Source organism: Streptomyces sp. SAS_272 (genome assembly GCF_052543235.1).
In genome coordinates this window covers 170102-185691 of record NZ_JBMNDR010000002.1, presented here as the reverse complement: position 1 = coordinate 185691, position 15590 = coordinate 170102, and the positions used below count along the sequence as shown (strand labels likewise).

Here is a 15590-nt window from a genome sequence, read left to right as displayed (position 1 = left end):
TCCGCCCCCATCGATATCGGCCTGAACGTACCCCATTCTCCTGGAGGCCACTCAGCACAGAAACCGAAGGGCCCATTCAGGGTGAGCCGGGACGCCGGACGCCTACATGCCGCACATGCCGCTCCCGCGGGATTCGCCACAGGCCGGCACACGTCCGTGGCATTTTCGGCCACCCACCGGCGGCGCCCGTATGCGCCGCGTAACCTCACGGGCATGGGGGCATCAGTATCCGGTGCAGGTCAGGACGCCGACGAGGAGGCGCGGCGGCGGCGGCGGCGGCTGAACGCGTACACGTACCTCAGCGCGCCCGAGCGGCTGGAGCACGTCGCGATCATGCGGGTCTTCTGCGGAACGCTGCTGGCGGATCTCGCCGTCCCGGACATCATGGCGAAACTGCGCCAGACCGGTGCTTCCGCCGCAGGACTCGACGCCGACACCCTCACAGTCCGACTGGAACAGCTGGTCCAGTGGGGAAACCTGCTCCGCAGCAGCCACACGGTGAACGCGTCCAGCATCAGCGAGTACCAGCGTTCCCGCTCGCGCTACCAGCTGTCGAAACTGGGCGAACGTATCCAGCGGGACGCCGACGGGGTCCTAACCGAGGCCGACGCCGCCCGCGAGGTGAGCAACGAACTGCTGGCCCTGGTCGAGCGCGGACTACGGGAGCTGGCCGACCTCGTGACCGCGCCGGGCGGCGTCGAGCCGCAGGACGGACTTGAGCGGATCAGCACGCTGTTCGTGCAGTTCACCGAGTTCGCGGACTCCATACGCGACTTCTACGCCTACCTCGGCCAGGTGCTGTCCCGCTACGACCTGGACAGCGCCGAGTACCAGGGCTTCAAGGAGCTGCTCCTGGACTACGTTGAGGCGATCACGGAGGACGTGGCGTTCCGCGCGCCCCGGATTTCGGCGGCGTTGGACACCCTGTGGCCGCACATCCCGGCTCTGCTGGACCGGCTGGACTCCCACGCCCAGGGGCTCACCGGGCTCTCGACGCAGGCGCAGGGCGAAAGCCGCCCGGACGTCCGGATCCAGCGCAGCCGGGGCCGCGAATTCGCGGACTGGGAGGGCCTGCGCGGCTGGTTCAGCAACACTGACGGCCAGGGCAGCCAGGTCGACCAGCTACGCGATGCCACTCTGCGCGCGTTGCAGTCGCTGCTCGCCAACGCCAAGCGAATGCTGCGGTCGGCTACCGGGGAGATGTCCCGGCGCAAGGATCTGCTGCGGCTGGCCCGCTGGTTCGACGAAGCGGCGCCGCAGGACGCACACGACATCGCTGTCGCCGCCTTCGGGCTGTACGGCGCCCGCCATCTGGGCATACCTCCGGCCACCGACGAGGTGGTGCCCGCCTACACAAGCTGGTGGACCGGTCCGGTGGTCGAGGTACCGGTGGCCCTGCGTGAAAGAGGCAGCCGCGCCCAGCGGGGCCGGGCCTCCGCGGTGGAGGACCACTCCGCGCAGAAGCAGCTGCTGCGGGAGGCCGCACGGCAGCGGGCAGCGGCCAGGGCAGCGGCGGCGGACGAACTGCGCAGCGCGTCCGGCCGGTTCGCCGAGGTACGCCTCACGTCAGCGGCGCTCGGCCTGCTCTTGGAGCTACTGGCCACAGCGCTCGGAAACGCACAGCTCAGCAGGCCCGTCAGCACGGAAGGGGAGAGGACGGCGGTGTTCGACCTCGACTCGGCCAGTAGTGAAGACGCCGAACTGCGTATCCGCCTCACAGTGCGCCGGACGGCGGGCACGCGAACGGTGCTGTACTCGGCCGACGGCGACCTGCTGCTGGACGACCTGGAGCTGGACATCGGTCGCACCTCCGCCGCGGTCGGCGGCGAAGCGGAGGCGAGCGTGTCATGACCCTCCCCTCGACTCACGACGTAGCCCTGGCAGCCGAGCGCCGCACCGCCGCCCGGCTGCTGCTCGCCCACCCGCTGATCGCATCGGACGGCCCCCACGCCGACCTCTTCCCGCTGATCCGCAGGCACGCCGACTGGCTGGGCAAACGGTTCCAGCAGGTGCTCGGCTACCGCCTGCTGGTCGACAGCTCCTACGCCCGCCTGTTCAAGGCGGGGCTGGGGACGGGTTCGGGTCATCGGCTGGAGCGCTCCACCGGCACCCCGTTCACCCCACACACGTACGCCTGCCTCGCGCTCGCCCTGTCCGTGCTGGTGACCGCGCCCGAGCAGATGCTCCTGTCACACCTGGTCGCCGATATCAGGGCTGCCGCAGCCGACGCCGGAATCGAGCTGGAGGAAACGGGCCGAGCGGCCGGGAAGCGAACACTGGTCGCGGCTCTGCGCCAGCTCGTCGACTGGGACGTGCTCATCGAGACCGAGGGCCATGTGGCCGCACTTGCGCAGGAGGCGGGCGGAGAAGCCCTGATCACGATAGACCGGGAGCTGGCACGCGTGATCGTCGCCGGCCCGCTCTCCCAGGCACGGAACGGCGCCGACCTGGTCCGGCGGGCAGCGGACCCGGGCTTCGGCGGACCACGCACCTACGTGCGCCGGATGCTCGTCGAGACACCCGTCGTCCACCTCGACGAGCTGACGGACGCCGAGCGTGACTGGCTGCGCACCCGGCAGCGCCGGGAGGCCCAGGCTTTCTCCGAACTCCTTGGTCTGGAGATGGAGATCCGTGCCGAGGGCGTGGCGCTGGTGGACCCCGAGGAAGAACTCACGGATCTGCACCTGCCGGGCACGGGGACCGTCGCACAGGCCGCGCTGCTGCTGGCGGAACGGCTCGTGGAACGCCTTCGGCCGCAGGAACCGGGGCATCCGGCGACCGGCGGGACACTCATCATCGGGGTGGCCGTCCCGGACGGCCTGGTGGACGAGGTGCTCGCCGAGCTCATCACCGAGTATGGGCAGCGCAGCAACTGGCAACGCGGCTACCTGGAAGACCTTCCCTCCCTGCGAGAGGCCGTACTGGACCTGCTGGTCCGCATGCGGCTGATGGACCGCGCGGGCCGGCTGCGCGCCGAGGGCGAAGGACTGCCGGAGGGGTACGTCGAAGAGGCGTCGGAAGGACGCACGGTGACCGATGTCCATGGCGCACGGCCCGGCGGCGACGGCTGGGTGCTGCTGGCCGCAGCGGCTCGCTACGCCACCCAAGTCACGGTGCGCCCGGCCACCGCAGTCGGCAAAGGCACTGACGCTCAAGAGGAGTTGCCGCTATGACCACCGACGCGCGTGGCCTCGTTCCGCTGCCGCGTTCCGGCCCCGCGACGACCACCGGCGCGCGCTTCCGGCTGCACCGGGCGGGCATCCAGAACGTCTGGCAGTACGACGAGCAGGAGTTCTCCTTCGGCGACGGGCGGCTGCTGCTGCGTGGCAAGAACGGCGCGGGCAAGTCCAAGGCCCTGGAGATGCTGCTTCCGTATCTTCTGGACGGCGACTCCCGGGCACTGGACGCGACAGGCACCGGCCGCACCACACTTGCCTGGCTGATGCTGGACGGGTTCGAGCAGACCAACCGTCTCGGGTATCTGTGGGTGGAGTTCCGTGGCACGGCCGACGACGGCGGTCACCGCCACCTGACGCTCGGTGCCGCCATCCGCGCCTCGAAGTCGACGCAGAAGGCGCTGCCGACGTTCTTCGTCACCCCGCTGCGGATCGGTGAGGACCTGCACCTGGTCGAGGCCGGTAAGCCGCTGCCGGTCGAACGGCTCAAGGAGATCGTCGGCTCCGACAACACGACCGACCGTGCGGTCCAGCACCGCTCACGTGTGGCCCGGGAACTGTTCGGCATAACCGACGCGACGCGCTACCGCAATCTCACCCAGCTCCTCCACCGGCTGCGGCGCCCGACGGTCGGCGACCGGATCGAACACGGGGGCCTGGTCTCCCTGCTGAGCGAGACCCTGCCGGGGCTCGACGAGGACGTGGTCGAGAAGGTGGCGCGCAACCTCCACGACCTCGACGCCGTACGGGACGAACTCGGCCGCCTGGAACGCACCGACGCGGCCTTGCGTACGTTCCTCACCAGTTACCGCGGCTACCTGGCCGGGGTCCTGCGCACCTCCGCCAAGGGAGTGAGCCACGAGCTGGGCGTCCTCGCTCAGCGGCGCCGGGCGGCCGGAGACGCCGCACAGCGGACGAGCGACCTGAGGACGCAGGAGGAGGAGTTGGAGGGCCGACTGGAGACCCTGCGCGAAGAGGAACAGGACGCCCGGACCGACCTGGCCGCCCTGCACGCCAGTCACGCCTACCGCAGCCTGCGCGAACTGTCGGAGCGCCGCGGCACGGTGGAGGCGCTGCACACCGCCGCCGTGGCCGCGTTCACCACCTTGCGCAACGCCCATGACGCGGAGGAGGGCTCGGCGGAGCGGCTGGCCGAAGGTGTCGAACACCTCGGAAGCCGACTGGCCGAGCTGGGAACCGAACATCGGGAGTTGCTGACGCAGGCGGAAAAGGCCGGGCTTCCTACCGGCCATCTCGGCGAGGCGGTGGCTCTGCCGCGCACGGTTCTCGCCCAGGCCACCGAGACCGAACTGACGACTCCGGACGGGGAGACGCGTACCGTACGGCACCGGTCGGTGGCCCGTGTGGACACGGTCACGGCGCAGGAAGGGCTGCGGTCCTGGCAGACCCAGTTGGAGGACGCCGGGGCGGTCGCGAGAAACCGGGCCCGGATGGTTCAGGAGGTAACCCGCCTCATCTCACGGGCGGACGAGGCCCGGGCCGGGGCAGCTCAGGCCGATGCCGAGCGGGAACGGCTGGAGGGCGAGGCGGAAGAGGCCGCCGGCCATGTCGAGGGCAGCCGCCAGAAGGTCGCCGAGGAGAGCGGCGCCTACTCCGGTCAAGTCGCCGAGTGGGCGGCGCGCACGCGGAATGCGCTGGGTCCCGGCTGCCCGTCACTGGACGCCGTCCACTCCACCGTCGGCCACGAGACCTCTACCGACGCGCCGTTCGTCGACCGCACGCTGCCGCCCGACATCGACAGCCAGGCGTGGCGGACCGCGCAGGCCGCGTTGGAGCCGTACGGCGAGGAACTCACCGGACGCCGGGATGCCCTGGCACTCGGCGTCAACCGGCTTGGCGAGGAACTCGACCACCTGGCGGAGCAGAAGCGGGACTGGCAACAACGTACCGACCCCGAGCCGCCGGCGCCGCACCATCGAGCCGCCGCGAGGACGCCGGGCAGTGGAGCCCCCTTCTACCGTCTCGTCGACTTTGCGGACGACCTGGCTCCTGCCGAACGAGCCGGTCTGGAAGGGGCGCTGGAGGCAAGCGGGATCTTGGACTCGTGGGTGAGTGCGGACGGCGTCCTTCTCGATCCACGCACCCGGGACACCCTTCTCCAGCCGGGTCCCGCGCTGTCCGAAGGACCAACTCTCGCCTCGGCCCTGCGCCCAGCCCCTGAACCGGATTGCGGCGTCACCTCCGAGCAGGTGGAGGGTCTGCTGGCCACCATTGCACTCGCATCGGCGCAGGAGACCTCCGCGCACAATGCGGTTTTCTACGACGGCAGTTGGCGTCTGGGCGTACTCAGCGGTCGTCACGACAAGGCCGACACCGAGTACGTGGGAGCCGCCGTACGCGCAGAGACTCGGCGGCGCATCCTCTCCGAGTTGGAGGAGCAGATCGCGCGGACTCAGCAGCGGCTGGCCGAGGTCCGCGAGGAGCTCGTCGTAGCCGATGCCATGCGTCGGGCTCTCACGCTCGCGGAACGGGATTTCCCCAGGGCACGGAATCTCGCGGACGCCTGGAGCAGGACCGAATCAGCCGAGCGGACGCTGCGCGACCTGACCGCCAAGGCAACCAGGGCGGCGCGGCTGGCGGAAGAGACACGCGCTCTTGCGGTATCGGCGCGGACCGAGGCGGAGGCCACCGCGACCGCCCACGACCTGCCCGGCGACCCCGCCTCCCTGGACCGTGTGCGCACCGCACTGGCCGGCCTGCTCAGCGGTATCGGGCATCTACGCAGGGCCGTCAGCGGCACGGGCGAGCGGCTCGGTACGAACCAGGCCGATGCCGACCGGTACGGACGCGCCCGCGAGGATCGCCTGGCCGCGGAAGAGAGCTACCGGGTCCACCTCACCGGCCTGCGCACCGCCGAGCAGGACCTGCGCACCCGTGAGGAGGCCATCGGGTCGTCCGAGGAGGAGATCCTCTCCCGCGAGCAGGAGACCAAGCAGCGCATCGCGAACACCGTCCAAGCGCTCCCCACGGCACAACGAGCTCGCGACGATTTCCACGACCTGCGCGTACGCGCGGAAGAGGACGAAAAGCGCCTGCGCGGGAGCCTGGTGGATCAGGAGACCGCGGTCATCGACGTCGGCAGCGCTCTTCGCGGCGCTCTCAGTCGACCCGAGGTGGTGCGCGGCGCCGGGCTTGACCGGGCTTCACTCCCCGAGTACATGTCGGACGATCTCGGCGCGGACGTGCGCAGCCGTCTACGAGCACTGCGGGCCCTCGCCGATGCCGTGGAACATGCCCTCGGCCGCCCGAAGGGCGAGGTGTCGGACAGCACCCTGCTCAACCGCCACACCGATCTGCGTGACCAACTGGCCGGCGGATTCGACGCGCAGCTGGAGGAGCGAGACGGGATCAAGGTGTGCCGTCTGGTCGACGACCACGGGTCCCATGACGTCGCGGCCGTGGGCGAGCGGATCGCAGTCCAGGCGGCGGAGGCCCGGGGACGGCTCACCGAACGCGAACGCGAAGTGTTCCAGCGGTTCCTGACCGGCGAGCTCGGCGACCACCTCTCGGCACAGGTCATCACCGCAGCGAACCTGGTCACGGCTCTCAACGACACCCTGCGGACCGTGCGCACCTCCCACGGCCTCGGTGTCGAGCTGTTGTGGAAGCTGGACGAGGACGTGGACGCGGATGTGCGCGCGGCCGTCGAGCTGCTGCGCAGTCCGTCGAGCCTCAGGACGCGCGACCAGACCGAGCAGCTGCGCGAGGTGCTGCAACGCCGAATCGAGGACGCCCGCCGTGCCGACCCGTCAGCCGGTTACGCCGCCCATCTGCGGACCGCGCTGGACTACCGCGACTGGTTCCGCTTCCACACCTTCGTCGTCGAGGACGCGGCTCCGGGCCGCCGTAGGAAACTGACCGGCCGAACCGGTCTCAGCCAGGGCGAACAACGGGTCCTCTCCTACCTCGTGCTCTTCGCCGCGGCAGCCGCCCACTTCACCAGCCTCGCCGAGTCAGCACCGCACGCGCCACGGCTGATCCTCCTGGACGACGCCTTCGCCAAGGTCGACGAACCCACCCACGGCCGGCTGGGCCGTATCCTCGTCGACCTCGATCTCGACTTCGTCCTCACCAGCGAGCGGCTCATGGGCAACTGGCCCGAGGTTCCGTCCCTGCACATATACGAGTGCCTCCGTGATCCCCACGTACGCGGGGTGGCCACCCTTCACTACACCTGGAACGGCCGGCACCGGCGTCTGGTGTCCGTATGAGCGGGCTGCCCGCCGCGACGCGCGACTGGCTGACGGGACCTGGACTCACCCGGCTCTGGCAGGGGGCACGCAAACGCCTGGAGAGCAACGGCGTACAGGCCACGGGTTCGCTCCGACTGACCGCGATGAACGCCCAGGAACGCAACGACCTGTCTCTCCTGCTGGGCAAACCCCTCACAGGTGCCGCCGTGACCATACGGCTCGACGTGCTCGACGCACGGCTACGCGCCTCGGCCGCCGGACTCGGCCTCAGACAGACCCTGGAGGAACTCGGCCCGCCACTCACCGACCGCCGTGCCGCCCGCGCGGACGTGGCGGCACGGCGTGAACAGGTGTGGTCGTCTCTTGCTTCGTCACTGGACGCCTCCCCACTCGCCGACCAGGAATGGCCCCGGCAGTGGTACGACCTGCTGCGCCGTTCCGGTGTTCCGAGAGGAGTGACGCCCGAAGCGGCGATATGGACACTCCAGCAGGCGGTCCAAGTCCTCACCGCTCTCCTCGGACCCGACGGACCCGAACGCAACGGCACACGCGGTCGAGGAGAACTCGCCGCCATGACGACCGGCTCCGCGCACGGCCTGGACGACGGCACCTGGCTCGCACGCCTCGTCCAACGCGGGGTCGCCCTCGCCCACGGCACCGAGTTCCCCGACGACGCGGCCGGTCGACGCGCTCTGTGGCGGCTGGTGTCCGTCACGCCGGACGAGGTCTCCAGCACGGTGCTGACGTACGGACTGCGCCCCGACGGCGAGGGCTGGCGGGAGCGTGCTCTGCGGGAGCGAGCCGACCATCACGCCGAAGTGCACGTCACACCACGCGACCTGCATGGCCTCCGGCTGCGGCTCCCCACCGGAACGCTCATCCACATCTGTGAGAATCCGCGCGTGGTGGAAGCCGCGGCGGACGCGGCCTGCGTCCAGCCCCTGGTGTGCACCTCCGGCAGCGCGGCCACCGTGGTCTTCACTCTTCTCGACGCCCTCACCGCCACGGGTTGCCGCTTCGCGTACCACGGCGACTTCGACTGGCCGGGGATCGCTCTGGCCAACCGGGTCATCCGCCGCTACGAAGCCCGGCCGTGGCGCATGGGCACCGCGGATTACGAGCACCTGGCCGCTCGCAGTCAGGCCGAGGGCATCCCTCAACTGGCCCTCGACGGCCAGCCGGTCGACGCGGACTGGGACCCGGATCTCGCCCCCGCCATGACCGCCCTCGGCGTCGCGCTCCATGAGGAGGCGACCCTCGACCTCCTGGTGGACGACCTGTCACGCCGGGCGTAGGGACGCCGACGCCTCCGTGTCGGGTTCTGGGAGCCATCTGGGAGCCGACCCGCTCCCCGAGTCCCTTCGACACCAACCGGGACCGCCCCACCCCAACGACCTGACCAGGGAAAACAGCAAACCACCCGGTGTCGATCACGCCCGAACCTCATTCGGGACGAAGAGGTCGTGGGTTCAAATCCCGCCACCCCGACAGTGAAGTACCAGGTCAGGGGCCTGATCCACCGAGTGGATCAGGCCCCTGACGGGTTCCTGGAGATCGTTTGGGAGAAATCTGGGAGAAGATCTTGGTCGGCTTCTCCCAGGAGCAGTCTCCAGTGCCGCAGGAAGAGCGGTGCTTGTGCGCCCTCGGACCTGCGCGTTCGCGAATCCAGGGCTCGTAGCTGACCAGGAACACCGCGGCGGGCCGCCTCAACGGGCGTTAGGAACACCGCATATGGCAGGTCATAGCTCAGCTCCTCCTCACGACCGGGCCCGTGCGCTCGCCCAGCGGGTACGTGCGTTAAGGGAAGACCGTGGGTGGACGCGGGAACGGCTGGCCAAGGAAGCAGGCGTCGCCGTCGGGACGCTGAACCGCCTGGAGAGCGAGGGAGCGATCCAGCCAGGTTTCCTGACCGTTGGCGCAGTGGCCGAGGCTCTTGCAGTCTCTCTCGATGATCTGTTCCGGGCGACCCAGGTCGCGCCCGTCGCGCCCGGTCTTTGGTCCGCCGGATACGAAGGGCGGGACATCGACTCGTTCGTCGCCGCGCTCGTCGACAGCCACATCGGTGTCGTAGCGGATGTACGGCTCACGCCGATCAGCCGCAAAAAGGGCTTCAGCAAGACGCGCCTCGGAGATGCTCTGGCGGAGGCCGGTATCGAGTACACGCACCTGCGTGGCCTGGGCAACCCGAAGGACAACAGGGAGCCCTTCTGGGACGGCCGGGTCGAGGTGGGACGCGCGCGCTTCCGTGGCCTGCTGCGGTCCGAGGAGGCGCAGGCCGATCTTGACCGCCTCGCGGAGCATGCCCGGCTGTCGCGGGTGGCGGTGTTGTGCTTCGAGAAGGACGAGAGCCGCTGCCACCGGCAGGTCGTCCTGGAGACGGTTCGCAAGCGGGCCGCCGTGCCGGTAAATCCGCTGGCCTGACTTCACCCCTCGCTCCCGCACGCGCTCTTGCCCGTATCGCATACCTCTCCTCCCATCGGATCGGGAGATCTGTGGAGGGGGCAACCATGGGATCGGGGATCTGGCAACGCGCACGGATCATGATCACGGTCAAGACCTATCCGGAACTGTCCGCGAAGTACCACGAGACGAGCTGCGTGGCCGGCATACGGCTCGACCAGGAAACACCCCAGCATGTGCGGCTCTTCCCGGTTCCGTTCCGGTTGCTGAACGAGGAGAGCCAGTTCGCCAAGTACACGATCGTCGAGGTCGACGTGCGGCGACACCATGGGGACCGCCGTCCCGAAAGTCTGCGCCCCAATCTGCAGACCCTCAAGGTCATCGAGCGCCTCGGGACAGCGGACGGCTGGCGCGAACGCTTCTCGCATGTTCAGCCCCTGGTGGCGCCGTCCCTGTGCTCCATAAAGCGGGACCAGGAACTTCGAGGCACGTCGATCGGTGTCTTCCGCCCAGCGGAGTTCACCGGCTTCCGCTTCGCTCCTGCCGAGCCCTGGCCTGCTTCGAAGGCGGCCCTGGCAGATCAGTTGGATCTGCTCGCGCAGGACCTCCGCCAACTGGAGTGGGTGCCACTTGAGTTCCGGTACAGCTTCCGATGCGCGGACCAGGAGTGCGGTGGTCACGACATGGGACTGAGGGACTGGGAGGCGGGCGAGTCGTACCGCAAGTTCTTTCGCCAGTACGGGAAGGACGGCGTGGAGGAGAAGCTTCGTGAGCGCTGGTTCGACCGGATGGTCACTTCGGAGAAGGCCATGCACTGCTTCGTCGGGAACGTCGCGGCCCGCCCCAAGACGTTCCTGCTGCTGGGCCTGTTCTACCCGCGACGGGATGTCGTCGAGAACTTCCAGGAGAGCCTGTTCGACCTGTGAGGGCGAGTAGGCGTTCACGAACCGGCAGGCACAGTGGCAGGCCGTGACGGCCGGTCTCGCCGAGCACATACGGCACGTACCACCCGGGCGAACCGATCGAGGACCACCTGCGCCAAGGCGGGCTGCTGAGCCGCTTCAGCGCCGCTGCCGTCCTGCCCCAGCAGATGCGCTCAGCAAGCAGAACGGCGACTATGCCCACCACGTCGACATCGCCCACTTCATGGCCGGCCTTCCGCTCCCCGAGCACATCGCGCGAGCACGGTGGATCGACGGCGAACAACAGACTCGCGAACGATGGCGCCACCTGGTGACGACACGTCGCGATCAACTCGCCACAGCTCGTTAGGCTTTCCGCACCTGCGCAGATCGCTGATCGACGAGGCGCGACTACGATCGCCTGTCATGGACTGGCTGGAGCGCACCGCGAAACTGAGGCAGTGGACCAGAAGCGGGACCCGCGCTCCGCACAAGCCGTTGCTCTTGCTCTACGCGCTCGGCCGGTTCCAGCAGGATGCCGCCGACGAACTGCGGTACAGCGCGGTGGAGGAGGATCTGCAGCGGCTGCTGACCGCGTACGGTCCGCCGAACAGGACGACTCCGGCCTACCCGTTCCACCACCTGGTGAGCGACGGCGTGTGGGAGGTGCGCACCGATCGCGGACCGGGCAGCCCCGGCAGCGAGGTGCGGGAGTTGCGGGCCACGGGGGCCGCGGGGCGGCTGGCGCCGGAACTGCGGGCGGCGCTGCGGAGTGAGCCGGAGCTGCTCGGCCGGATGGCACGGGTCCTGCTCGACCTGCACTTCCCGCCTTCGCTCCACGGCGACCTGTGCGAATCCGTCGGCCTGGAGCTGGACCCGCCGGGGGAGACCGGACAATTCTCGGCCGCCGTGCGGAGGCGGCGGGACCCTCGGATGCGGGAGCGGGTCCTGACGGCCTACGAATACCGGTGCGCATTCTGCGGCTACGACGGCAGGATCGGCGCGGTGCCGGTCGGGCTGGAGGCCGCGCATGTGCGCTGGTGGGCGTTCGACGGTCCGGACGACGTCGACAACGGGCTGTGCCTGTGCTCGCTGCACCACAAGCTCTTCGACAAGGGCGTCCTCGGTGTGGGCGAGGGCCACCGCATCCTGGTCTCCCAGCGCTTCGTCGGCCACAGCCCCGCCGCCCGCGAACACGTCATCGCGCTCGCCGACCGCCCACTCATCGGACCTCAACCGGGCGCCCACCCCGTCGCCGCGATCCACCGTTCCTGGCACACCAGTCAGGTCTTCCACGGCAGCCCACGCCCTGCCACGGCCGCCTGACCGTCGACTGGTCGACCGTGCCCCACTGGTAAGGATCGCGATACCAAGAGTATGGTCTCTTATATGGCGACGAAGAAGGTAACCGTGACGATCCCCGAGGATCTCCTGGACGAGATCCGCGCGGACGCGGCCGAGCGGGGCCTGTCGGCGTACGTCACCGAGGCGCTGCGCTTCAAGCGCGACCGGGACCGGCTCCTGGAACTGGTCGACTGGCTGCAGGAAGAGCACGGTCCCGTGACTGAGGACGAGCGTGTGGCGGCCCTCGGCGAGCTGGAGGATCTCGACGCCGAACACGAGCGGCGCCGCGCCTCGGGACAGCGCAACGCCGGAGAGGCTGCGTGAACAAGCGAGCCGGTGAGCACGGGCAGAGGCCGCTCCGTGTCTTCGTACTGGACTGTGAAGCTCTCTCCCTGGCCGTGCGCGGTGATCGGAGGATGATCGCCTGGCTCGACCTCGCGGCGCGAGGGGAGGCCGAAGTGGTGACGTCGCCGATGACCCTGGTCGAGGCGTACGACGGCAGAACGACCGAACAGCGCTGGGACTGGGTGCTGTCCCGGCTCCAGGTCGCCGACATCGGGAAGGACGAGGCCCGCCAGGCACGCCGGCTCCTGGCCGACACCAAGTTGCACGGCCACAAGTACGCGATCGACGCCGTGCTCGCCGTGATCGCGCGACAGCAGAAGGGACAGGTCACCGTCTTCACCTCGGACGTCGACGACCTGGAGAAACTGGTCCCGGACACGATCGTCGTCAAGAAGGTGTGACCGACCCGCGCCCTTCAAGGGCCCGCAGCTGGGATGGCACCAACCCGGGAGCGGGGACATCCCGCACGGCTGCAAGCCCCGGACCCTGGCCAGGACAGACGCGCCAATAGCCCTACCTGACTGGGCTCTCATCACGCAGGGCCGCCACAGCCTTCGTAACCTCGGACTCGGCGCGCTCCCGTGCGTCCTGCGCACAGTCGATAGTTCGGGCGGCCCGTATTCCGGCCGGTCCGTTTTCCAGGGATCGCGCTACGCGCCAGTGCGCATGCGGTGCCGATGCCGTTGGAGGCCGGGCCAGCGCCCTCGGCGGTGCCATGGCTTGGCCGGTCGTGAGGCGGCTGGCCTGGCAGAGTTCCGCGGTCGCGAGCTGCCCGGCGCAGGTCCTGAGCGTGGCGGTACTCGGCTCGGGTGGGGGTGCGGGCTGGCGCTGAAGCTGGCGCACCACAGGTACGCGGCGCCAGGGACGGGTTTCGCGGGGCTGGCCACCGCTGGTGATCTGGTGGTGTGTCGAAGGGGCGTCCGGCACCAAGGGGCGCCTGACGCGAAGGCTGCGACCGAGGGCGGATCGCAGCTGGGGCGGACATCCTCGCAAGACCGCAGCCTGACTAACCCGGCGGACCAATGCGGTCAGAGCACTAGACGGGCTCCATTCGAGGTAACCGGATCCCGTCTCCCTGTCGGGGCGCCGCAACTTGGGTTCAAACGACGCCGACACTCCCGACCATCAGGCCATCGTCGTGGCGCGAGCGCGCAGCAGCCGAGCGCGCCGGCCGTTCCCGTGACCGGGGACCCGAGATGATGCGGGTGAGCCGGTCGTCGGGGTCGGCGGCGAGGACGGTGACACGGTCGCGGTCCTCCGTGTCGTCGAGGAGCGCGGCGAGAAGGTCGCGGGCCGGGCGTGCGGGTCGGCGAGCGTGAGGAACTCGCCCTGCTCAAGGCGGACGCAGAGGTCGGTGAGCTGGGAGAGCAGGCTCCGCACCTCCGGGGTGCCAGCGTCTGCGGCGAGGGAGTCCAGGCCCAGCCGGGAGCGGGCGGCGAGCAGCCACTCGTACGCGCCACGCTCGTCGTAGGCGGATACGGCCAGGTCCTCGGCGAGGCGGGCGGGTGGGGCCGCTGTGGCGTCGATCGCGCGAAGCTCGCGGAGTACGAAATCGTCCTCGGCATCGATCCGTTCGGCTCGGCGCAGCAGCGCGGACCAGAGGGCCTCGTCGGCTTCGGCGTCGGGCGGGAAGGCCGGGGAGAGGTTCGCATCGTCGGCCAGTGGCCGGCCGTCGAGCCGGCGCAGGCACAGCGAGCTGCCCAGCGTCTCGACCAGCTGCCGCGGCGTGAAACGGTCCCGCAGCGCGATGATGCCGAAAGGGCAAGCTCGGATCGGGAGCTCCTGCGGGGCGGCGTTGCCAAGGCCGGAGGCGATCAGCCAGTCGGTCACCTGCGCGCCGTCGAACAGCGGCCGTCCCGAGTTCTCGGACATGGCGGCGGGGAAGTCCGGGTGACGTCGACGCCAGGTGGACACGACAGGGCGCTTCACCCGGGCGAAAGTCGCGATGTCGGCCATCGACACGAGGAGGGGCAGCGGCCCTGGGAGCTGAGTGCCGGGTCCGGCAGAGCAGTGACCACTGTGCGCATCCCTCCCCCGCTCATCTATCGTCGCATCAGCCGCTTCGGCAACCAGGCTGGGCCTTGTCTCACGTCACGGCTCCGCTTGCAGCAGATTCCCGCCCGACGCCGCAAGAAGATACGCCGACCCCGACAACGGGAGTGCATCTGTTGGTAATGACGGCTATTCGTGAGGGGTGACTAAGCCTCTCTTGAGACAGTCATGACATGTGGGTGGGTGGGGTGGCTTGAGGGATTAGGGCGTTGTGGCACGGATCTCCGTGCAGCCGCTTAGCCTGCCGTCCATGGATCTGGATGCTGAACTGAGCGGGCTGGCGGCCCAAGAAGACCTCCCCTCCGACCTGGTGTGGCGTCTACTCCGGCATCCGGCGGCCCGCCGCTCGATGGCACTGAGGCGTCGGGACCTGACCGAGCAGCTGATCGAAGAGATCGTCAAACTCGGCTCCGCACGTTCCCTCGCGGCCAACACCTCCGTACCCGCAGACGTCAGGGCCCGCCTGGCGGAGCACGCGGAGCCGTCGGTCCGGTGCGGGGTCGCCGCCAGCGTCGCGGACGAGCCGCCAGGGCTTCTGGCCCGGTTGGCAGACGATCCGGATCCCTCCGTACGGTCGTTTCTCGCGATGAACGACCACCTGTCGCCGGAACTGCTGGCCCGCCTGGCCTCAGACCCAGAGCCCAGTGTGCGGTCGTCGATCATCCAGCACTGGCGCGATGCCCCGGACTGGGTGCGTAGGGCTCTGCTGACGGATGCCGATCCCAACGTCCGTAGGGACAGCGCCTCGGCCTACTCCCCGCCGGCAGACCTGCTGCCAGGTCTGCTTGCTGACCCTGTAACCCGTGCCGCCGCTGTCCCCTACGCAGCCCCGTCGCTGGACCTGGCTACCGACCCAGATTCCGCCGTGCGCGAGGCCACCGCTGCCCATCCGGACCTGCCTACTGGTCTGCGTGATCTGCTGGCAGAAGACCCGGACGTCTTTGTCCGAAACGTGATCGCAGCCCGCCCGGACACCCCGCTGGCCCTGCGTGAGCGGATCGTGGCCAGCGTGGAGACCGACAGCCCCCTCGCGGAGTGGATCCTGTCGTCCCGCCGCAACCCACACACGTGTCCCGCACCAGCACCGGCCCCGCCGATTCTTACCCGGGAACAGGCGGAAGTGCTCCTCACCAAGGCTGATTTGTAGGCGTGACTGG

11 protein-coding genes are annotated in these 15590 nt (G+C 69.5%); 10 read left to right on the top strand and 1 reads right to left on the bottom strand.

The features are described from left to right. The first annotated feature begins 213 nt into the window (after positions 1-213). The 9 genes from ACN6LD_RS02435 to ACN6LD_RS02395 all read left to right on the top strand — a co-directional run bounded on the left by ACN6LD_RS02435 (position 214) and on the right by ACN6LD_RS02395 (position 12782). Complete coding sequence (locus tag ACN6LD_RS02435) at positions 214-1851, top strand: TIGR02677 family protein (RefSeq protein WP_445042379.1); 1638 nt, start codon at positions 214-216, stop codon at positions 1849-1851. Further along, positions 1848-3173 (top strand): TIGR02678 family protein, encoded by a 1326-nt coding sequence (locus ACN6LD_RS02430; protein ID WP_256904182.1) that lies wholly within the window; start codon positions 1848-1850, stop codon positions 3171-3173. The genes ACN6LD_RS02435 and ACN6LD_RS02430 overlap by 4 nt, the downstream gene beginning before the upstream one ends. Next, on the top strand, positions 3170-7408 hold the full coding sequence (locus tag ACN6LD_RS02425; protein WP_445042378.1) for a TIGR02680 family protein: 4239 nt from the start codon (positions 3170-3172) through the stop codon (positions 7406-7408). Before ACN6LD_RS02430 ends, ACN6LD_RS02425 begins: the two co-directional genes overlap by 4 nt. Continuing rightward, positions 7405-8685: a TIGR02679 family protein gene (locus ACN6LD_RS02420; RefSeq protein ID WP_445042377.1), complete on the top strand. Its 1281-nt coding sequence runs from the start codon at positions 7405-7407 to the stop codon at positions 8683-8685. The genes ACN6LD_RS02425 and ACN6LD_RS02420 overlap by 4 nt, the downstream gene beginning before the upstream one ends. Positions 8686-9121: 436 nt before the next feature. Continuing rightward, positions 9122-9811 carry a DUF488 family protein, N3 subclade gene (locus tag ACN6LD_RS02415; protein ID WP_319191300.1) on the top strand — a complete coding sequence of 230 codons (690 nt, stop codon included), beginning with the start codon at positions 9122-9124 and terminating at the stop codon, positions 9809-9811. 86 nt (positions 9812-9897) lie between these two features. Next, positions 9898-10716 carry a hypothetical protein gene (locus ACN6LD_RS02410; protein ID WP_319191302.1) on the top strand — a complete coding sequence of 273 codons (819 nt, stop codon included), beginning with the start codon at positions 9898-9900 and terminating at the stop codon, positions 10714-10716. A 402-nt stretch (positions 10717-11118) separates the two neighbouring features. Then, complete coding sequence (locus ACN6LD_RS02405; protein WP_319191303.1) at positions 11119-12018, top strand: phosphorothioated DNA-binding restriction endonuclease; 900 nt, start codon at positions 11119-11121, stop codon at positions 12016-12018. Between the two features lie 63 nt (positions 12019-12081). After that, positions 12082-12360 carry a CopG family transcriptional regulator gene (locus tag ACN6LD_RS02400; RefSeq protein WP_319191305.1) on the top strand — a complete coding sequence of 93 codons (279 nt, stop codon included), beginning with the start codon at positions 12082-12084 and terminating at the stop codon, positions 12358-12360. Beyond that, the gene (locus ACN6LD_RS02395; RefSeq protein ID WP_319191307.1) at positions 12357-12782 is read left to right on the top strand and encodes a PIN domain-containing protein; all 426 of its coding nucleotides are present in this window, start codon (positions 12357-12359) and stop codon (positions 12780-12782) included. The genes ACN6LD_RS02400 and ACN6LD_RS02395 overlap by 4 nt, the downstream gene beginning before the upstream one ends. A 724-nt stretch (positions 12783-13506) precedes the next feature. On the opposite strand, the gene ACN6LD_RS02390 is transcribed toward ACN6LD_RS02395, so the two are convergent. Beyond that, on the bottom strand, positions 13507-14310 hold the full coding sequence (locus ACN6LD_RS02390) for a hypothetical protein (RefSeq protein WP_445042376.1): 804 nt from the start codon (positions 14308-14310) through the stop codon (positions 13507-13509). Between the two features lie 334 nt (positions 14311-14644). Between ACN6LD_RS02390 and ACN6LD_RS02385 the strand changes: the two genes are divergently transcribed. After that, on the top strand, positions 14645-15580 hold the full coding sequence (locus tag ACN6LD_RS02385; protein WP_445042375.1) for a hypothetical protein: 936 nt from the start codon (positions 14645-14647) through the stop codon (positions 15578-15580). Positions 15581-15590: the final 10 nt, after the last annotated feature.